This window comes from Actinophytocola sp., assembly GCF_036378875.1.
GTDB lineage: Bacteria > Actinomycetota > Actinomycetes > Mycobacteriales > Pseudonocardiaceae > Actinophytocola.
In genome coordinates this window covers 88,512-106,378 of record NZ_DASUVO010000176.1, presented here as the reverse complement: position 1 = coordinate 106,378, position 17,867 = coordinate 88,512, and the positions used below count along the sequence as shown (strand labels likewise).

The 17,867-nt window shown below is 69.7% G+C and carries 19 protein-coding genes; 6 read left to right on the top strand and 13 right to left on the bottom strand.

Annotated elements, in window-relative coordinates:
- The first annotated feature begins 30 nt into the window (after positions 1 to 30).
- Complete coding sequence (locus VF106_RS50345; RefSeq protein WP_330847276.1) at positions 31 to 513, top strand: MarR family winged helix-turn-helix transcriptional regulator; 483 nt, start codon at positions 31 to 33, stop codon at positions 511 to 513.
- Here the strand turns inward: VF106_RS50345 and VF106_RS50340 are convergent.
- Together VF106_RS50340 and VF106_RS50335 are read right to left on the bottom strand one after the other, a co-directional pair.
- Positions 477 to 1,127 (bottom strand): response regulator, encoded by a 651-nt coding sequence (locus tag VF106_RS50340; RefSeq protein WP_330847275.1) that lies wholly within the window; start codon positions 1,125 to 1,127, stop codon positions 477 to 479. The two genes, VF106_RS50345 and VF106_RS50340, sit on opposite strands and share 37 nt — an antisense overlap.
- Entirely contained in the window at positions 1,124 to 2,311 is a 1,188-nt protein-coding gene (locus tag VF106_RS50335) for a sensor histidine kinase (protein WP_330847274.1), read from the bottom strand. The genes VF106_RS50340 and VF106_RS50335 overlap by 4 nt, the downstream gene beginning before the upstream one ends.
- Before the next feature lie 90 nt (positions 2,312 to 2,401).
- On the opposite strand from VF106_RS50335, the gene VF106_RS50330 reads away from it, so the two are divergent.
- Positions 2,402 to 2,755 (top strand): VOC family protein, encoded by a 354-nt coding sequence (locus VF106_RS50330; RefSeq protein ID WP_330847273.1) that lies wholly within the window; start codon positions 2,402 to 2,404, stop codon positions 2,753 to 2,755.
- Here the strand turns inward: VF106_RS50330 and VF106_RS50325 are convergent.
- The 7 genes from VF106_RS50325 to kdd all read right to left on the bottom strand — a co-directional run bounded on the left by VF106_RS50325 (position 2,752) and on the right by kdd (position 10,569).
- Positions 2,752 to 4,791, bottom strand: coding sequence for an AMP-binding protein (locus VF106_RS50325; RefSeq protein WP_330847272.1), 2,040 nt, complete (start codon positions 4,789 to 4,791; stop codon positions 2,752 to 2,754). The genes VF106_RS50330 and VF106_RS50325 overlap by 4 nt on opposite strands.
- Before the next feature lie 90 nt (positions 4,792 to 4,881).
- Positions 4,882 to 5,352 (bottom strand): GNAT family N-acetyltransferase, encoded by a 471-nt coding sequence (locus VF106_RS50320; RefSeq protein WP_330847271.1) that lies wholly within the window; start codon positions 5,350 to 5,352, stop codon positions 4,882 to 4,884.
- A 16-nt stretch (positions 5,353 to 5,368) separates the two neighbouring features.
- Positions 5,369 to 5,779, bottom strand: a complete 411-nt coding sequence (kal, locus tag VF106_RS50315; RefSeq protein WP_330847270.1) for a 3-aminobutyryl-CoA ammonia lyase — start codon at positions 5,777 to 5,779, stop codon at positions 5,369 to 5,371.
- Positions 5,776 to 6,507: a lysine 5,6-aminomutase subunit beta gene (kamE, locus tag VF106_RS50310; RefSeq protein ID WP_330847269.1), complete on the bottom strand. Its 732-nt coding sequence runs from the start codon at positions 6,505 to 6,507 to the stop codon at positions 5,776 to 5,778. The genes kal and kamE overlap by 4 nt, the downstream gene beginning before the upstream one ends.
- Positions 6,504 to 8,072, bottom strand: a complete 1,569-nt coding sequence (kamD, locus tag VF106_RS50305) for a lysine 5,6-aminomutase subunit alpha (protein ID WP_330847268.1) — start codon at positions 8,070 to 8,072, stop codon at positions 6,504 to 6,506. Before kamD ends, kamE begins: the two co-directional genes overlap by 4 nt.
- On the bottom strand, positions 8,072 to 9,544 hold the full coding sequence (locus VF106_RS50300; protein ID WP_330847267.1) for an amidohydrolase: 1,473 nt from the start codon (positions 9,542 to 9,544) through the stop codon (positions 8,072 to 8,074). The genes kamD and VF106_RS50300 overlap by 1 nt, the downstream gene beginning before the upstream one ends.
- Complete coding sequence (gene kdd, locus VF106_RS50295) at positions 9,541 to 10,569, bottom strand: L-erythro-3,5-diaminohexanoate dehydrogenase (protein WP_330847266.1); 1,029 nt, start codon at positions 10,567 to 10,569, stop codon at positions 9,541 to 9,543. Before kdd ends, VF106_RS50300 begins: the two co-directional genes overlap by 4 nt.
- 80 nt (positions 10,570 to 10,649) lie before the next feature.
- Between kdd and VF106_RS50290 the strand changes: the two genes are divergently transcribed.
- Entirely contained in the window at positions 10,650 to 12,050 is a 1,401-nt protein-coding gene (locus VF106_RS50290; protein WP_330847265.1) for a KamA family radical SAM protein, read from the top strand.
- A gap of 52 nt (positions 12,051 to 12,102) precedes the next feature.
- On the opposite strand, the gene VF106_RS50285 is transcribed toward VF106_RS50290, so the two are convergent.
- On the bottom strand, positions 12,103 to 13,038 hold the full coding sequence (locus VF106_RS50285) for an LLM class flavin-dependent oxidoreductase (protein WP_330847264.1): 936 nt from the start codon (positions 13,036 to 13,038) through the stop codon (positions 12,103 to 12,105).
- Between the two features lie 169 nt (positions 13,039 to 13,207).
- Here VF106_RS50285 and VF106_RS50280 point away from each other — a divergent pair, with 169 nt between their 5' ends.
- Positions 13,208 to 14,590: a serine protease gene (locus VF106_RS50280; RefSeq protein ID WP_330847263.1), complete on the top strand. Its 1,383-nt coding sequence runs from the start codon at positions 13,208 to 13,210 to the stop codon at positions 14,588 to 14,590.
- Here the strand turns inward: VF106_RS50280 and VF106_RS50275 are convergent.
- On the bottom strand, positions 14,585 to 14,860 hold the full coding sequence (locus tag VF106_RS50275; protein ID WP_330847360.1) for a winged helix-turn-helix transcriptional regulator: 276 nt from the start codon (positions 14,858 to 14,860) through the stop codon (positions 14,585 to 14,587). The two genes, VF106_RS50280 and VF106_RS50275, sit on opposite strands and share 6 nt — an antisense overlap.
- 113 nt (positions 14,861 to 14,973) lie before the next feature.
- Between VF106_RS50275 and VF106_RS50270 the strand changes: the two genes are divergently transcribed.
- Together VF106_RS50270 and VF106_RS50265 are read left to right on the top strand one after the other, a co-directional pair.
- Positions 14,974 to 15,366, top strand: a complete 393-nt coding sequence (locus tag VF106_RS50270; protein WP_330847262.1) for a RidA family protein — start codon at positions 14,974 to 14,976, stop codon at positions 15,364 to 15,366.
- Positions 15,367 to 15,377: 11 nt separating this feature from the next.
- The gene (locus VF106_RS50265) at positions 15,378 to 16,430 is read left to right on the top strand and encodes a GDSL-type esterase/lipase family protein (RefSeq protein ID WP_330847261.1); all 1,053 of its coding nucleotides are present in this window, start codon (positions 15,378 to 15,380) and stop codon (positions 16,428 to 16,430) included.
- Here VF106_RS50265 and VF106_RS50260 read toward each other — a convergent pair.
- Positions 16,342 to 17,004, bottom strand: a complete 663-nt coding sequence (locus VF106_RS50260; protein ID WP_330847260.1) for an HAD family hydrolase — start codon at positions 17,002 to 17,004, stop codon at positions 16,342 to 16,344. The genes VF106_RS50265 and VF106_RS50260 overlap by 89 nt on opposite strands.
- Positions 17,001 to 17,756, bottom strand: coding sequence for an SDR family NAD(P)-dependent oxidoreductase (locus VF106_RS50255; RefSeq protein ID WP_330847259.1), 756 nt, complete (start codon positions 17,754 to 17,756; stop codon positions 17,001 to 17,003). Before VF106_RS50255 ends, VF106_RS50260 begins: the two co-directional genes overlap by 4 nt.
- Positions 17,757 to 17,867: the final 111 nt, after the last annotated feature.

Here is a 17,867-nt window from a genome sequence, read left to right as displayed (position 1 = left end):
AGTGCACTAACCATTGAGGTGATGTGAGTCATGCCGCCGATCGATCTCGGGCCTGATCCGCTGGCGTTGGACCGGCAGGTCTGCTTCGCGCTGTCCCTCGCCTCGCGCAGTGTCATCGCGATCTACCGCCCGCTGCTGGAGCCCTACGGCCTCACGCACCCGCAGTACCTCGTGCTGCTGGCCCTGTGGGATCGCTCGCCACGGACCGTTCGGGACATCGGGGAGACGCTGCGCCACGAGCCCGCGACCCTCTCCCCCATGCTCAAGCGGCTGGAAGCGCTCGGCTACGTCACCCGAGCCCGCAGCACGCGGGACGAGCGCGCACTGGCCGTCGACCTCACGGACAAGGGACGTGAGCTGCGCAAGGAAGCCGAGAAGATTCCCTATCGGGTGGTCGAGACGCTCGGGATGGAGCTGTCCGAGCTCGAGGAGCTGCACGCGGCGCTGTCCCGGGTGCTGGCGGCCACCGGTTCGACTCAGAAACCCCCGGGGGACACCAGTCCGGTCTCGTAGGCGACGACCACCGCCTGCGCGCGGTCGCGGATGCCCAGCTTCATGAAAATACGACTGACATGGGTCTTGACCGTCTGTTCCGCCACCACCAGACGGGCCGCGATCTCCGTGTTCGACTCGCCTCGGGCCACCAGCAGGAGCACCTCCCGTTCGCGTGGTGTCAGCGCGGCCAGCGACGGTGGGGTGCTCACCAACGTCGGCTGACGGGCGAAGTGGGCGATCAGCCGGCTCGTCACGGTCGGCGCGAGCAGTGAGTCCCCCGCCGCCACCACGCGTACCGCCGCCACCAGTTCCTCCGGGGTCGCGTCCTTCAGCAGGAAGCCCGAGGCGCCGGCACGCAGCGCGGCGTACACGTAGTCGTCGATGTCGAACGTGGTCAGCATCAGCACCCGCGTCGGGCTGCCGGCCAGCCGCTTCGTCGCCGCCACGCCGTCCAGGACGGGTATGCGGACGTCCATCAGCACCACGTCCGGCACCGTCCGGGCACACACCTCCAGCGCGGCCTCACCGTCGGCCGCGTCCCCGACGACCTCGATGTCGTCCTGCGCGTTCAGCAGGGCGGCGAAACCGGCTCGCACCATGTCCTGGTCGTCGACGACCACCACCCTGGTCACAGGGGTAGCTCCGCGCGCACTCGCCAGCCTCCGTCCGGTTGGTCCACCTCGAACCTGCCGCCCAGCAACACCGTTCGCTCGCGGAGACCCACCAGACCCTGACCCGCGCTGTCCCTGCCTGGCCGTGGGTCGGGTGGAGGCTCGTTGGTCACCTCGATGCTCACCTTGTCGTCCGTCCGCGTGACCTCGACTCGGGTCGGTGCGCCGCCGGCGTGCCGTACGACATTGCTCAGTGCCTCCTGTGCTGTTCGGTACAGGGCCAACTGCACGACCGGTGGCAAGTCGGTCGTATTGGGCGGCAGGTCCAGTGTCACCGGCGTGCCCGCCGTGTTGATCCGCGCCACGAGTGACGGCAGGTCCGCCAGCGTCGGCTGCGGGGTGCGACTCGGGTCGGCACCGTCGTCGCGGAGTGCCGACAGCAGGCCGCGCAGCTCGGACAGCGACCTGCGGGCCACGCTCGCGATCTCCGTGAACTCCGCCACCGCCGCGTCCGGCAACCCCTGGTGGCGGTAACGGGCGGTCTCCGCCTGCACCGTGATCATCGACATGTGGTGTGCGACCACGTCGTGCAGTTCGCGTGCGATCCGCGCCCGCTCTTCGACCACCGAACGAAGCTCCCGCTCTGTCGCACTGACCTGGCGTTCTTCCTCCAGTTCGACCACCATCCGCTGGCGGCCGTTGACGAAGTCACCGAGGATCGCCCCGATCGCGCACACGACCGTGGCCGTCAGGACCGAGGTCCAGTCGCCCCGGCCCGGCCAGAGCGCCAGCAGCAGCCCGAGCGTGGTCATGACGGCGAGCATGACGATCGACAGCTGCCGGGCGCCGCGCGCCGCGACGAGACCGGCGACCAGGGCCACGGCACCGACACTGCTCGCCGCCCACGGCCACGGCTCGTCCGGTGTGACGGGCGCGGCGACGATCGCGGTGGCGAGCACCACGCTCAGTTCGATCACCCAGGCCTCGATCGGCAACCGGCGGCACAGGAGCAGCGGCGCGGCCCTGGCCGCACTGAGCGCATACGCGCTCAAGGGCCCCGTGTTGTAATGCTCGACCAGGTCGAGGGTGCCGAGCACGAACACCCCGAACACGATCACCCCGAGACCGAAGCCGCGGAGCGTCACCGCCGGTTCGCGTTGCGGTCGTTCAGGCCCATACAGTCGACTTGGCGGTGCTCCGCTCATGGGGACCACGCTAGGCGGGCGGGTGGCGGCTGGTCGTCGGGCCGGAGTCCCATGCTGCGCGTCATACCCGGGTACTACGAGGATGACCCCATGCTACGAGTGGGTTCGACAGTGCTGGGTGTGTCCGACATGCGCCGGGCGGCGGAGTTCTGGTGCCGCGCGCTCGGTTATGTCCCGCGAGACGAGATCGAGGAGAGGTTCACGGTGCTCGCGCCGCCGGACGGGGTCGGACAGAACGTCTCGTTGATGGTGAGTGAGACACCCGTGCAGGAGAAGCCGCGCGTGCACCTCGACCTGTACGCGAGCGATCCCGCCGAGGAGATCGACCGGCTCGTCAACCTCGGCGCGTCCATTGTGGACTGGACGGACTACCCGCCGGACCGGGACTTCACGGTGCTCGCCGACACCGAGGGCAACCGCTTCTGCGTGATCGACAAGAGCTAGCGCTCCGGGAGCAACGCGCGGCGGACCACCTTCCCGGCCGCGTTGCGCGGCAACGCGTTCACGAAGATCACGTCGCGCGGCACGGCGAACCGCGGCAGGTGCGCGTGCACGTAGTCACGCACCGCCGTCGGGCTGATCGCCGCGCCAGGTCGCGGCACCACGTACGCCGCGAAGCGCTGGCCGAACTCGCGGTCGGGCACGCCGACCACCGCCGCGTCCAGGACCTGCGGCAGCGTCAGGATGAGCTCCTCGACCGGGCGGGGGAAGACGTTCTCCCCACCGGAGACGATCATGTCGTCGTCCCGGCCCGCCACGAAGAGGCGACCGTCCGCGTCGAGGTAGCCTCGGTCGCCCGTCACCATCATGTCGTCGTACACCGTGTTGGTGCCGCCGCCGGTGTAACCCTCGAACAGCATGTCGTTGCCGACACAGATCCGGCCGACCACGCCAGGCGGGACCGGTAAGCCGGCCGCGTCCACGATGCCGACCCGCGTGCCCACCGGGCACCGTCCCGCGGTCGTCGGCGCCGCCTTCAGGTCCTTCGGGTCCGCGATGCTGGCCCACGACACCTCGGTCGACCCGTACAGGTTGTAGAGGATGTCACCGAACTCGGCCATGAACCCGTTCACCAGCGACGCGGACAACGACGCCCCGCTGGACGCGACGATCTTCAGCGACGAGATGTCGTAGTTGCGGATGACCTGGCGCGGCAGGTCGAGTATGCGCCGCAACATGATCGGCACCGCGATCAACGAGGTACAGCGGTGCTCCTCGATCGCCGCGAGAATGGCCTCGGGGTCGAACTTGCGGTGCAGCACCAGCTTCGCGCGCAACGCCATGCCGATCTGGAGCGCGCCAAGACCCCACGTGTGGAACAGCGGCGCCGCCACCATCATCCGTTCGCCGGCCTGGAACGGGATCCGCGACAGCAGCGCCGCCGAACTGCGGAGGCCGTGCGGGTTCCTGCGGCGCGCGCCCTTGGGGTTGTTGGTGGTGCCGGACGTCAGCACGATGATCTTGCCGGGCGAGTTCGGCGCCTTCAGCCGCTCGGCAGGCGACTCCTTGACCAGTCCGTCGATCGTGATGTCGCCCGGCTCGTGGCCCCACGTGAGGATCCTCGGCAGCGACGCGGGCAGGTAGTGCATCAGCGGCAGGAACTCCTCGTCGACGAGGAGCGCGGCCGGCCGGTGGGTCATCACCGTGTCGCGGACCTGGTCGGCCGACAGGCCGGTGTTCAGCAGCAGCACGCTCGCGCCGAGCTTTCCGCACGCCACGACCGACTCGATCATGCCGGCGTGGTTGCGGCACATGACCGCGACCCGCCTGCCCTGCCGGACGCCGTGCTTGGTGAGCCCGTTCGCGAGCCGCGTGGTGCGCTGGTCGACCTCCTCGAACGTGAGCGTGCCGAGGTCGTCGGTGATCGCCTCGTGCTTCGGGTACCGCACGCGGACCGCCCGGTACCCGCCCGCGACCGTCGCGCCCCACTTCGACAGCACGTTCAGCTGCCGGAGCAGCTGGTCCGGTCGCGCGGGCGCGAGCACCCCGGCCTTCAGCAGTATCCGCGCGACCGTCAGCTGCGACTGGTTCTTCGCCGCCTGCTCGATCCCCTTGCGGGACGTGGTGATCGCCATGCCGCCGAGGTGGTGGTGAATGAGCGTGAACGCCTTGCGGACGCGTTTGCGTAACCAGGACGCGGTGACGGTGGTGTCCATGTTGGGTAGCGAGACGGTCAGCGCCACCTCGGTCCTGGCCAGCGCGAGCGGGGCGAACCGCAGCGACACGTGCCCGCCAGGCCACCGGTCGCTGACGATCACGAAGTGTTCCTGCGGCCGGTTGACGAGGACCTCGATCTCGTGCTTCACGACCGGGCCGCCGTCAACGCAGAAACGGACCTCGTAGCGCCCTGTGTCGGTGCGCTCGCACCAGGACACCTCGGCGACGAACCTCGGGTAGCCCTCGAGGTCGGTCAGCAACGACCACACTTGGTCGAGCGGGTGGTCGAGGACTTCCGTCACCTCGACGAGATCGGTCGTCATGCTCCTCCGTCCGCGGGGCGAACGCCCAGAGCTAGTTTTACTAGCAGTGTGCTCCATTCGGAGCAAGACTTAGTTCCCGTACAGTGGACCCTATATCGCGCGGGACAGTGTTTCGGTGCCAACCCCGGGATTGCTCTCCAGTGGTTCGCGCACGCCGGTCGCGGTGAAGCCGAGGCGCAGAAACAGCTTCCTTGCTGCATCGTTGCCGTCAGCGACCCGTAGCACCACCTCGGACCAGCCGTTTTCCGCCGCCCATCGTAAAACTTCCGTTACTAGCGCGTCGCCGACGCCCCGGCCGCGCTGAGCGGGATCGACCCACAGCCCGATGAGCATGGGTCGGTCCGGTTCCGGCAAGTAGGCACCGATGAGTCCGACGGTCTCGGCGCCGTCGACGGCCACCGCCGAGAGACCCGACTCGAGGCGGCGGCGCCATTCCGACTCGTCCATGGACTGCTCGCGTTCGAGCGTGGAGCCGTAGGCGTAGGGCGCGTCGGCGAGGGCGGCCAGACGCACGTCACGCAGGGTCTGCCAGTCGTCGCAGGTCAGTCGTACTGTCTTCATGCCGGACGAGGTTAGGTCAGGCCGACGCGGGCCCGCCTTCGGTTTTCGGCGGGACGACGATCGTCGCGGTGGCCCTGGTGGCGACGATCGGCGGGTCGAGCACGGTCGCCGCGGACGGCCCGCGTTCCGGCGCCGCCCGGCAGAGCACGCGAGCCTCGAACGCCAGGTCGCGTGAGCGTGTGCCGACACGGGTGAGCGTCGCGGTCACCTCGACCACGTCACCAGCCTGGATCGGCGACAGGAACTCCACGTTCGAGTAGCCGGCGAGCAGGCTCTCGTCACCGTCGGTGTGGATGGCGAGATCCGTTGCCACGTCACCGAACAGCGCCAGCCCGTACGCGCCGTCGACCAGGTTCCCGCCGTAGTGCGCGTGCCCGTACGGCACGTAACGGCGGTGTGTGACGGAAAACCCGACTTCCAGACTCACTTGCTCTCCTTCATCGCGTGCACCAGGTACGAGGCGACCTCACCGGGTGTGGTGCCGCGGCCGAACACCCGGTCCACGCCCAGTTGTTCGGCCATCGCGGGATCGAACCGCGGCCCGCCCGCGACCAGCACCGGTCGCCGGTCCCCCATCGCCTCACGGAAGGCCGCCGACATCTCGCTGGTGTTGAGGATGTGCGCGTCGCGCTGGGTGACGACCTGTGACACCAACACCGCGTCGGCCTTCTCCGCGCGTGCCCGCTTCACCAGCTCCGGCACGGTCACCTGCGCGCCAAGATTGATCACGCGGAGCTCGCGGTAGTACTCGAGGCCCTTCTCGCCTGCGAAGCCCTTGACGTTGAGAATGGCGTCGATGCCGACCGTGTGCGCGTCCGTGCCGATGCAGCCGCCGACGACGACCAGCTTGCGGCGCAACGTTTTCCGCACCTCGCCGTTCACCTCGGCCGGCGACAGCAACGGGTACTCCCGCTCGACGACCGTGACCGCGTCGAGGTCGACGACGTGCTTGACCGAGCCGTACACCACGAAGAACGTGAACTCCTCCCCGATGCCGTGGGAGTGCACGACCATGGCCGGGTCGATGCCCATCTTGTTGGCAAGCTGCATCGCGGCGCCCTCGGCCTTGGGACCAGGCGGGATCGGCAGGGTGAACGAAGTCTGGACCATCCCATCACCCGTAGTGTCGCCATACGGCCGTATGTGTTGGTTCACCGCGTCTCCCCCGACTCCAGGAGATCGGCGGCGGGGTTGCGGTAGCCGGCCGCCTTCTCGATCACGCCGTCGGCGCCCTTTCCCTTGTCCGGTGGGCGTTTCATGAGCCCGAACGTGCCGTCGGCGATGGCGTTCAGCAGGCCGTCGTCGACGATGCGGTCCAGCAGGTCGACCGCCTCGCCGAGCACCTGGTGCGCTCGCTTCACGATGAGGCCGTCCGGCGCGGGGCGGAAGTCCTCGCGCAGCCCGGCCGCCGCGGCCAACACGTACTTGACGTTGCGCAGCGCGAGGTCCCGATCGGACAGGAACGGCGTCACGACCGCCTCGGTCATCATGCCGACCAACAGGATCGACTGTCCTGTTAGGACACTGGCCAGGTTGAAGAAGCCGTCGAGCAGGTGGCCGGCGAACACGTCGCCGGTCATGTGTTTGGTCGGCGGCATCCACTTCAGCGGGGCGTCCGGGAACAGCTCACGGGCGAGCAGGGCGTGTGCCAGCTCCAGGCGGAACGAGTCCGGCACGGTCGGGTTGATCTCGAAGGCGTGGCCGAGGCCGAGCAGTTCGTCCGGCAGGCCGGCCTCGTGCGCGAAGTGCTCGTTCAGCAGCTGCGACACGGTGACGGTGTGCGCGGCGTCCACCGCGTCGGCCGTCGTGAGGTAGTTGTCCTCGCCGGTGTTGATGATGATGCCGGCCCGTGCGTGCACCTGGCGGGAGAACCGCTGGTCCACGAAGGTGCGGATCGGGTTGATGTCGCGGAACAGGATGCCGTACATCGAGTCGTTCAGCATCATGTCCAGCCGCTGCAGCCCGGCGAGGACGGCGATCTCCGGCATGCACAGGCCGGACGCGTAGTTGGTGACACGTACGTACCGGCCGACCTCCCTGGAGACCTCGTCCATGGCGGCCCGCATGATGCGGAAGTTCTCCTGCGTGGCGTACGTGCCGGCGAAACCGTGGTGTGTCGCGCCTTCCGGCACGTAGTCCAGCAGCGACTGACCGGTCGAGCGGATCACGGCGATGATGTCGGCGCCGGCGCGGGCGGCGTTCGCGGCCTGGACGACGTCCTCGTCGATGTCGCCGGTGGCGACGATGAGGTAGATCCACGGGCGCTGGGGCGGGTTGCCGAGTTTGGCGACGAGCCGGTCACGTTGGGCGCGGTTCCGGTCGACCGTACGGATTCCCTTGGCCACGGCGGTACGACCGGCTTTCGCGGCCCGGTCGGCGTCCCGCCCCGTCGGCACCCGGTACTGGATCTGCCCGGCCGCGGTGGCCTCGGCGAGCTCGGTCAGTGAGCCGAGGTCGTGCTCACGTAAGGCGTGGAACACGGGCAGCACCACGCCGCGCTCCAGCCCGCAGTGCTCGCGCACGGTGTCCACGACCCGGTTCACCCACGGCACGTCGCCGGCCCGGTGGGTGGTGTCGGCGCCGGTGATGCCGGCGAGTCGAAGCGTGGCCCGTTCGACGGCGACCGTGGTGTGGGCTTTGGCAATACGGATGACCGGCTCCGCGGCCCGGGCGGCGAGCTCCCGGGCGGTCGCGACGACGGTGGGATCCAGGTCCAGCATCACGGCACCTCGTGAATTGTGTTGCCATCCAGGACTGTGCGCAGGCAGCGCGGGGGCACGTCGAGCGGTGGGAGACCGTCGACCAGGTCGGAGGCGTCCCACACGGCGAAGGTCGCCGGCACGCCCGGCGCGAGGACCCCGCCATCGTCGTCGCCCGAGGCGTGCCAGCCGCCACGCGTGTGCGCGGCGAACGCCTGGGCCGGGGTCAGGCCGGCGCCGGGGGTGCGGTGGTGGACGGCCGCGTGGACGGCGGCCCACGGGTCGGCGGGGGTCACCGGGGCGTCGGAGCCGAACGCCAACACGACTCCGCGCTGGGCGAGCATCGCGAACGGGTTCAACGCCGCCGCACGGTCACCGAGTCGCTGGGCGTACATGGCGTCGGGGCCACCCCAGGTGGCGTCGAACAGTGGTTGTACGGACGCGACCACGCCGAGCCTGGCCAGTTCGGCGGCCTGCTCCGCGGTGACCATCTCCAGGTGCTCCAAGCGGTGCCGGGTCGCACGTATTGCTTCCTCGCCCATGACCTTCTCGGCGTGCTGGAAGCCGGCGACCACCTCGACGACCGCCGCGTCGCCGATCACGTGGAAACCGGCCTGCACGCCGGCCTCGGTGCACGCGACGACGTGGGAGGCGATCCGCTCGGCGGTCAGGTAGAGGGCACCTCGGGTGTCCGGCTGGTCCGTGTAGGGCGCGCGGAGCGCCGCGGTGCGGGAGCCGAACGCGCCGTCGACGAACAGATCGCCGGCGAGGCCGTGCGCGCCGGCTGGGAGGTCGCCGAACGCGCCCCAGTAGCCGACGACCCGTGGCAGGTCGCCTGACCTGGCAAGGAGTTCGGCCAGGTCGTCCGTACCGGAGATGTCCGGGCCGGCACACTCGTGCACGCAGGCGATGCCCGTCGCGGCGGCGTGCCGGAGGAACGCCAGCTGCGCCTCGTCCCGCTGTTCCCGCGTGATGGACTCCCGGGCCGCACGGCGGACGTGGTGGTGGGCATCGCGGGCCAGTGGGCCGTCCGGCGACCAGCCCGGCGCGGTCCGGGCCGCCGGGGCCAGCTCGACGAGTGCCGTGGACGCCAGCGCGGAGTGCACGTCGATCCGTGACAGGTACACCGGCGTGGCGCCGGCCGCCGCGTCGAGTCCGGCGCGTGTGGGCGGGCGGCGCTCCGGCCAGCGTGTCTCGTCCCAGCCGTGCCCCCACAGCAATACGTCCGTGTCGGCTCGGTCGCGGACCGCGTCGAGCACGTCCGAGAGCGATTGGGCGGCCGTGAGGTCGAGGCCCGTGCGCAGCAGGCCGGCGGAGGTGGCGTGCACATGCGCGTCGACGAACGCCGGCGTGACGAACGCACCGTTCAAGTCGACCGTATTAAGGACCTGGCCGGGGAAGTCGTCGCCGAGCCAGGTGATGCGGCCGCCCTCGACGGCCATGGCGGTCGCGGTCCCGCCATGGATGCGCGCGTTCGTGTAGAGGGTCGTCATGCTGTCGCAGTGTGCCGCTCGCGGTGGGAGAACAACGCACGCACACCGGGATTGGCCCGGAATAGCTCAAGTGCGAAGTCGGCGTGGCCTGGCACGAAGCCGTTGCCGACGAGCATGCGGACGTCGGCGGCCAACCCTTCCGCGCCGAGCGCGGCCGAGGAGAACGACGTGGCCATGGAGAAGAACACGATCGTGCCACCGTCGGCGGTGGCCAGGACCGCGCCGTGCTCGCAACCCGGCACGTCCACGCACACCACGGTGACGTCGACCTGACTCCCCACCGCGTCGGCCACCGCCACCGGGTCGCGCGCGTCGGCGACCACGACCTCGTCGGCCAACCCGGCGGCACGCACGGCGTCACCCTCGCTGTCTGTCGGCACGAGCGCGACCAACCGCCCCGCGCCGGCCCGCCGGGCCGCGGCCAGCGAGAGGCTGCCCGACTTGCCGCCTCCACCAAGCACCAATACGGACGACCCGGAACCAGCCTCGCGCACCACACGGTCGGTGAGCGCCGGCGCACCGCACACGTCGAACACGGACAGGGCGAGCTCGGCCGGCAGGTCGGTGGGCAGTACGGCCGCGATGGAACGGCCGAACAGGATCGCGGCACCCTGGCAGGGCACCTGCTCCCCCTCGCCGGACCAGTTCTCGAGGCCGTCGTCGATCCGTAGCGGGGTGAGCGTGAGCGACACGAGCGTCGCGATTCGGTCACCCTCCGTCAACGCCAGTCGCGACTCCGGACCCACCTCGCGGACGGTGCCGAGCAGCATGCCCCCGGAGCCGGTGACCGGGTTGTGCATCTTCCCGCGGCGCTCGATGATCTCGGCCACCGCGCGGCGGACCGCTGCTGGCGAGCCGTGTTCCTCCCGCAGCTGTCGGTACGACGCGGCGTCCAGGTTCAGGCGCTCGACATCGACCAGGACTTCATCGGGCCACAAGGGAAGTTCCGTGGAGAGTCGCCAGGCTTGTTGGGGCAGGACGCCTGCCGGTTCGACCACACGATGTAGTCCGTAGGGGGAAGACACGACACACCTTCCGCAGAATTTGCGCCTATAGTACTTTCCAGCAGCATATCTTTAGGTCAACTTCGCGACCAGGAGGACGGATGACAGCAACACCCGATGCGGTCACCATCGCCACGACGGTCGCGGAGGCCGTGGGTCAACCGTACGAATACACCAGAAGAGAACTTGTCGAGCCCGACTGGCGTCGGTTCCCTGGCTGGCGGGACGTGACCGAGGCGCAGTGGCGGGACGCCCAGTGGCAGCGTGCGCACTGCGTGAAGAACGTCGGTCAGCTGCGGGGCGTGTTGGGCGACCGGGTCGCCGAGTCCTTCTACGAGGACCTGGTCGCCGACCAGGAACGGCTCGCCACGATGTCGATGCTCCTGCCGCCGCAGATGCTCAACACGATGGTGCCGGACGTCACGGACGGTGACCTGACGAAGGCGTTCCTCGCGGACCCCGTCCGGCGCTACATGATGCCGGTGGCCAGCGACCGCGACCCGATGTGGCCGAGCCATCCGCACTCGTCGCGGGACTCCCTGCACGAGGCGGAGATGTGGGTCGTCGAGGGACTGACCCACCGCTACCCGACCAAGGTGCTCGCGGAGCTGTTGTCGACGTGCCCGCAGTACTGCGGGCACTGCACGCGGATGGACCTGGTCGGCAACTCGACCCCGGTGGTGGACAAGCACAAGCTGTCGTTGAAGCCGGTCGACCGCCAGGACCAGATGATCGACTACCTGAAGCGAACGCCGGGCGTGCGTGACGTCGTGGTGTCGGGCGGCGACGTCGCGAACGTGCCGTGGCACCAGCTGGAGTCGTTCCTCATGCGGCTGCTGGACATCGTGTCGGTTCGGGACATCCGCCTGGCGACCAAGGCGCTGGCCGGCCTGCCGCAGCACTGGTTACAGCCGAAGGTCGTCGAGGGACTGGAGCGGGTCGCCCGCACGGCCCACCGCCGTGGCGTCAACCTGGCAATACATACGCACGTGAACCACGCGCAGTCGGTGACCCCGCTGGTCGCCGAGGCGGCGCGGACGGCACTCGAGGTCGGCGTCCGGGACGTGCGCAACCAGGGCGTGCTGATGCGCGGGGTCAACGCGACGCCGGACGACCTGCTGGACCTGTGCTTCGCGTTGCAGGGCGAGGCGAACATACTGCCGTACTACTTCTACATGTGCGACATGATCCCGAACGCGGAGCACTGGCGGGTCGCGGTGTGGGAGGCGCAGCAGCTCCAGCACGCGATCATGGGGTATCTGCCCGGTTACGCCACGCCCCGCATCATCTGCGACGTGCCGTACGTCGGGAAGCGGTGGGTGCACCAGGTCGCGGAGTACGACCGCGAACGCGGCATCTCCTACTGGACCAAGAACTACCGCACCGGCATCGAACACCGCGACGCCGACGCGTTGACCCGTCACTACCCGTACTACGATCCGATCTCCACGCTGCCGGAGCGGGGCAAGGAGTGGTGGCGCACGGCCGGCTCGGATGCCTGAGGCGGGTGCGACCGGGGTCGGCAGGGGCTACTCCGGGCGCACCCGCCAACCGTCACCGGCCCGCGGGACGGTGGACGGGAGTCATCGCGTCGGCGAACAGCCGCAGCGACTCGAGCGCTCGCTCGTGCGACAGACCGGGTAGTCGTGCCCAGTGGGCGAAATGCTCGAAACGTAGCTCGTCGGCGAGGTCGGCGAGACGGGCCGCGACCTCGGCGGGTGTGCCGACCAGGTAGGCATCGCGTGGCAATACGGGCGTCTCGGCTCGTTCCGCGTACCCGCTGATCTGGTTCTCCAGGTACGCGATGCCGGGCGCGGCCTCGGCCCACGCCTGTTCCGCCGACTCCGCGACGTGCAGGACGCTCGTGCAGACCAACGGCACGTCCGGGGCGATCGTGTCGAGCACGGCGCGCCGCGCACGCAGGTCGGCCGGGGTCGCGCAGTAGACGATCACGCCGTCGCCGAGGCGGGCCGCCCTCCGCAGTCCCGCTTCCGTGACTCCCCCGACGTACAGCGGCACCGGACGCAGCGGGCTCGGCGTCACCGGCACCGTGCCGGCACGACCGGTCGTCAGCGCCTCGCGCAGCAGCGCGACGCCCTCGTCGAGCAGCCGGGCCCGATGCCGCCGCGGCACGCCGAACGCCGCGAACTCCTGGTGCGCGTAGCCCTGACCGACACCGAGCACGAGGCGACCACCCGACAGGAGGTCCACCGTCGCGGCCTCCTCCGCCAGCCGCAACGGCTGGTGCAGCGGCAACACCAATACGCTCGTACCGATTCGGATCCTGTTGGTGCGAACGGCGATCGCGGCCGCCAGGACCAGCGGCGCGGGCGTCATGCCGTCGGGCGTCAGGTGATGCTCGGACAGCCACACCGTGTCCAGGCCGAGCTCGTCGGCGAGCGCCACCTCGGCGAGGCACTCCGCGTAGTACTCGACATAGTCACCGCCGCCAGGCCGGCGGAAGTCGTGCAGGATTCCGAAGGTCGGCATGTGCCCAGCCTCGCGACCGCCCCCCGCCGGCGTCCAATGAACGATCCGTTCCAGACGATGCAGGACACGTATCACCGCACGCACCGGACTCCGCTGATCGGCGGCTGTGTTCGGCCGGTCACTCAGCGAGAATGCCCCGTGGTTGACCCTGCGACCGGGGAGTGCGGGCATGGGCATCGGCAGAAGAACCTTGGCGGCCGCGGTCGCGACGACGGTGATCGGGCTCGTCCCGGTCGCGCCGGCACAGGCGGCGCCGCCGGACATCGCGGCCCGGCTCGCCGCGATCCCCGGCATGACCGTGGTGTCCGAGAACCCGGCACCGGCGCCGGGTTTCCGGTTCTTCTTCCTCACCTACCGGCAGCCGGTCGACCACACGAACCCGGCTGGGCCGACGTTCCAGCAGCGGCTGCAACTGCTGCACCGCGACGTGAACCGGCCGATGGTGCTGCACACGACCGGCTACAACATGCCGGAGCGCAGCTTCCGCGCCGAGCCGACCGTGCTGGTCGACGGAAACCAGATCTCGGTGGAACAGCGGTTCTTCACGCCGTCCCGGCCGAACCCGGCGGACTGGCGCAAGCTCGACATCTGGCAGGCGGCCACCGACCACCACAAGCTCACGCTGGCCCTCAAGGCCGTCTACGGCAAGAAGTGGCTCGCCACCGGCGCGAGCAAGGGCGGGATGACCTCGGTGTACCACCGCAGGTTCTATCCGAGGGACCTCGACGGCGTCGTCGCGTACGTCGCGCCCAACGACGCGAACAACTCCGAGGACAGTTCGTACGACGATTTCTTCGCCTCCGTCGGCGCCACCCCCGCCTGTCGAACCGCGCTGAAGGCTCTGCAGCAGGAAGCGCTGTCCCGGCGAACCGACCTGGTGAACATCTACGAGGCGTACGCGGCGGAGAACGGCCTGCATTTCAACCAGGTCTTCGGCTCGCCGGACCGCGCGTTCGAGATGGCAGTGCTCGACACCGAATGGGCGTTCTGGCAGTACAACAACGAGGCCAACTGCCAGGTGCCGGGCCGGGACGCGACGAACGAGGAAATCCTCACGTTCATCGACCAGAACGCGACGGTGTCGTTCTACACGGACGAAGGGATCCTGCCCTACGCGCCGTACTTCTACCAGGCGGCGACGCAGCTGGGCTGGGCGGAGCCGAAGTTCCGGTATCTGGAGGACCTGCTCCACTACCCGAACCTGTACGTCGCGAACTCGAGCCTTCCCCCGGAACTTCGTTCGCCGTACGACCCGGCTCCGATGATCGACGTGGACCGCTGGGTGACGAAGACGTCCAGTCAGATGTTGTTCGTGTACGGCTCGAACGACCCGTGGAGCGCGGAGCAGTTCCACCCCAGTTCGAAGGACTCCTACACCTACACCGCGCCCGGCGCGAACCACGGCGCGAACATCGCGCAGCTCACGGCGACGGACGCCGAGGCCGCCCGCGCGACCGTGCGTCGCTGGGCGGGGGTGTCGGCGCCGGCCACGCAACGCTCGACCGCGGTGCTGGACTCGTACAACCCGGACCTGGAGCGCCGGCCGCTATAGCGTCCGGTACCGCTCGCCCCAGGCACGCAGCTGGGTGAGCAGGGGCTCGAGGTCGCGGCCGAGGCCAGTGAGCGAGTACTCGACCTTGGGCGGCACCACCGGGTACACGTGCCGGTGGACGATGCCGTCGGCCTCGAGCTCGCGCAGCTGACGGGTGAGCATGCGCGGGGTGATGGCGGGCAGCAGGCGTTGCAACTCGCCGAACCGCCGCACACCGTCCCTCAGGTGCTCGAGGATCACGAGCTTCCACTTGCCGCCGAGGATCTCCATGGCCAGCTCGGTCGGGCAGTCGATGCTGGTCCGCGCCAACCGTGTCCGCACCTCGGACACTATACAAAAAGACCGTACTTGTCGGTGGAGCGTGTACTCGCGAAGCTGACCGTATGAACCTCACCAAGGTCACCACGACACCGGACTGGTACGAGCCGTACGCGATCTCGCTGGGTGTCCGGGTGGGCAACCTCGTGTTCGTGTCGGGGCAGGCAGCGGTCGACGAGCACGGCGACACGGTCGGGATCGGCGACTTCGACACACAGGCTCGGCAGGTGTTCGCGAACCTGGCACGGGTGCTGGAGCACGCCGGAACCGATCTGGCGCACGTCGTCAAGGTGACGATCTTCGTCACCGACATGTCCGTCATCGACCGGGTCATCGAGCTGCGGCGCGAGTACTTCACCGAGCCCTACCCGGCGGACACCATTGCCCAGGTCGACTGTCTTGCCCGCCCGGAGTGGCTGGTCGAGATCGAGGCGGTCGCGGTGGTGGATGCCCCGTAAACTCTCACCCGATGCGACCGTCGGGATGGCTTGTTCTCTTCTTCGTCCTCGTGGTGGCCACGCTCGGGTTGGCGGGCGACCACCTGTTCCCCGAGCCGAGACCCCTGCCGGGGCCACCGCAGAACGCGCCAAGAGTCATCGTCGCGATGGGTGACAGCACCATCTCCGGTGAGGGCGCCGGCGACTACGAACGCGGCACCAACGGTGAGAAGGGCAACTGGTGCCACCGCTCACCCCACGCGTCCATCTACCAGGTGGACATGCCGGATGTGGCGAAGGCGTACAACCTGGCCTGCTCCGGAGCGCCGTCCGCGCAGGTCGGCCTGGGGAAGGCCAGGCAGTACACGGAGATCTCGCAGTCCCAGCAGCTCGCCAGGATCGCGACCCGGAACCGTGTGGTGGCGGTCGTGGTGGCGTCCGGCGCCAACGACGACCCGGGGTTCTCGCACGTGCTCAACGCGTGCGTGCAGGCGTGGGCCGGCCGGGAGAAGCCGTGCAGCAGAAGCGTCGGACCCCAGTGGGAGCGGCGCGTCGACCGGATGATCCCGAAGCTGACGAAGGCGTTGAAGGACATCCAGACCGTGCTGCGCAACGCGGGTTACCAGCGCTCGGACTACCAGCTCGTCGTCCAGTCGTACGCGGCGCCGATCGGCCCTGGCGTCGCACGCGACCTGCAGGACCTGTCGGGGTGCCCGTTCCTGTCGCAGGACCTGCGGTGGGTCGAGGAGGACGCGGTGCCGTTGCTCACCGCGGGGGTGCGGACGGCGGCGGCCAACACGGGCGCGCGGTTCCTGGACCTGTCACGGGCGGGAGCCGGGCACGAGGCGTGCTCCTCCGCCCGGGACCCCGACCGCGAGTGGTTCCGCCGGTTGTCCGTCGATTGGGGCGACCTGCAGTCCGACGACCGCGCGACCCACGCACTGCAGGAGTCCTTCCACCCCAACGCGGCCGGGCACGAGGCGTTCGCCATGTGCCTCACGGAGTTCCTCCTGGCCGCCGACCGCGCGGCGGCGTGCCTCCCGGGCCGCGACGGGACGCTGCACGCGGCTCCCAGCCCTGACTGACCAGGAACGCGCGTAGTCCCGGGGTGCCCGTGAAGTGGTGTGCCGTCATGCCGAGCGCGCGGGCCGTGTCGGTGTTCGTTGCGCTGTCGTCGACGAACAGGCACCGTTCTGGCGTCACGCCCGCACGTTCGGCGGCTTCGAGGTAGATCCGGCGGTCCGGTTTGGCGGCCGCGAGGCGTGCGCTGTTCACGATCGCGTCGACGAGATCGGCGAGGCCCAGAATGTCCACATCGGACTCCAGGCGGGTGGTCGCGTTGGTGACCAGGACGACGGGGCCGTGCCGGCGTGCTCGCGCCAGGAGCTCGGCGACCTCCTGGTCGACCTCCCCGACGCTCGCGGACCACGCCGCCACCAGCTCGGTCGCCTGATCGGTGTGCGTTGCCAGGTCCGCGGCGACCGCCGCACGCCATTCCTCGTCCGTGCACCGCCCGGTGACCGCGGGCAGGAGACGGTCGGGGGCGAACGCCGCCGCGGCAAGGGCACCTGGCGGCACGCCGTACGCCTGCTCGATGCCGGTCATGGGCGGCCAGCGGCGCAGCACGCCGTCGAGGTCGCAGAGCAGGGCCTGCCTCATAACGCATGCCCTCCCGCGACCTGGAGCACCTGACCGGTGATCCAGCGGGACTGGCGCGAGGCGAGGAAGACGACGGCGTCGGCGATGTCCGCCGGATCGCCGACGCGGCCGAGGGGCACGACCTGCCGGACCTGTTCGACCAGGTCATCGGTCATCCAGCCGGTTTGCACCGGGCCCGGCGCCACCGCGTTGACGCGGATGCCGGCCGGGCCGAGGTCGAGCGCGGTCGCGCGAGTGAGCGCCTCCAGCGCGGCTTTCGAGGTGCCATAACCGATCTGGCCGGGGAAGGCGCGAGCCGCATCGGTGGAGATGTTGACCACGCACGGCGGTGGGTCACCGGCCCGGCGGGCGAGTTCGGCCGTGAGCAGAGCCGGGGCGACCGTGTTGACCCGGTAGTGCCGGTCGAGGCTCGCCGCGGTGAGCGTGTCGATCGAGTCGGGGGTCTCGCAGTGCGCCGCGTTGTTGACGAGCACGTCCACCTGGCCGACCGCGTCGAACAGGCGGGCGGGCGCGTCTGGTTCGGCGAGGTCGGCGCTCACGGTCGTGCCGCCCAGCTCGGCCGCGAGTTCCTCGGCGCCATTGGGCCGCGTGTGTGCCCAGCTGACACCTTCCGGGGCGGCCAGTCGCGTGGCCAGGTGGTGAACCACCACGCGGGCTCCCTCCGCCGCGAACGCACGGCTGATGGCCGCGCCGATGCCACCCGCTCCCCCGGTCACCAGGACGACCCGGCCATTCAGTCCCGTGTCGATCATGCGCCCGATCATGCCGGGCCGCCCCCAATACGGTCGACCGAAATCATTCGCGGTTCACCCGTGGTTCGCCGTGGTGGCCTAGCGTGGCAACACCTTTTCGAGACAACGGAG

Bases quoted from the DNA above. Each gene is read 5' to 3' on its own strand.
- VF106_RS50345 (WP_330847276.1), top strand. From the start codon at position 31: ATGCCGCCGATCGATCTCGGGCCTGATCCGCTGGCGTTGGACCGGCAG.
- VF106_RS50335 (WP_330847274.1), bottom strand. From the start codon at position 2,311: ATGAGCGGAGCACCGCCAAGTCGACTGTATGGGCCTGAACGACCGCAA.
- VF106_RS50330 (WP_330847273.1), top strand. From the start codon at position 2,402: ATGCTACGAGTGGGTTCGACAGTGCTGGGTGTGTCCGACATGCGCCGG.
- VF106_RS50325 (WP_330847272.1), bottom strand. From the start codon at position 4,791: ATGACGACCGATCTCGTCGAGGTGACGGAAGTCCTCGACCACCCGCTC.
- VF106_RS50320 (WP_330847271.1), bottom strand. From the start codon at position 5,352: ATGAAGACAGTACGACTGACCTGCGACGACTGGCAGACCCTGCGTGAC.
- kamD (WP_330847268.1), bottom strand. From the start codon at position 8,072: ATGCTGGACCTGGATCCCACCGTCGTCGCGACCGCCCGGGAGCTCGCC.
- VF106_RS50300 (WP_330847267.1), bottom strand. From the start codon at position 9,544: ATGACGACCCTCTACACGAACGCGCGCATCCATGGCGGGACCGCGACC.
- VF106_RS50290 (WP_330847265.1), top strand. From the start codon at position 10,650: ATGACAGCAACACCCGATGCGGTCACCATCGCCACGACGGTCGCGGAG.
- VF106_RS50285 (WP_330847264.1), bottom strand. From the start codon at position 13,038: ATGCCGACCTTCGGAATCCTGCACGACTTCCGCCGGCCTGGCGGCGGT.
- VF106_RS50280 (WP_330847263.1), top strand. From the start codon at position 13,208: ATGGGCATCGGCAGAAGAACCTTGGCGGCCGCGGTCGCGACGACGGTG.
- VF106_RS50275 (WP_330847360.1), bottom strand. From the start codon at position 14,860: ATGGAGATCCTCGGCGGCAAGTGGAAGCTCGTGATCCTCGAGCACCTG.
- VF106_RS50270 (WP_330847262.1), top strand. From the start codon at position 14,974: ATGAACCTCACCAAGGTCACCACGACACCGGACTGGTACGAGCCGTAC.
- VF106_RS50265 (WP_330847261.1), top strand. From the start codon at position 15,378: ATGCGACCGTCGGGATGGCTTGTTCTCTTCTTCGTCCTCGTGGTGGCC.
- VF106_RS50260 (WP_330847260.1), bottom strand. From the start codon at position 17,004: ATGAGGCAGGCCCTGCTCTGCGACCTCGACGGCGTGCTGCGCCGCTGG.
- VF106_RS50255 (WP_330847259.1), bottom strand. From the start codon at position 17,756: ATGATCGACACGGGACTGAATGGCCGGGTCGTCCTGGTGACCGGGGGA.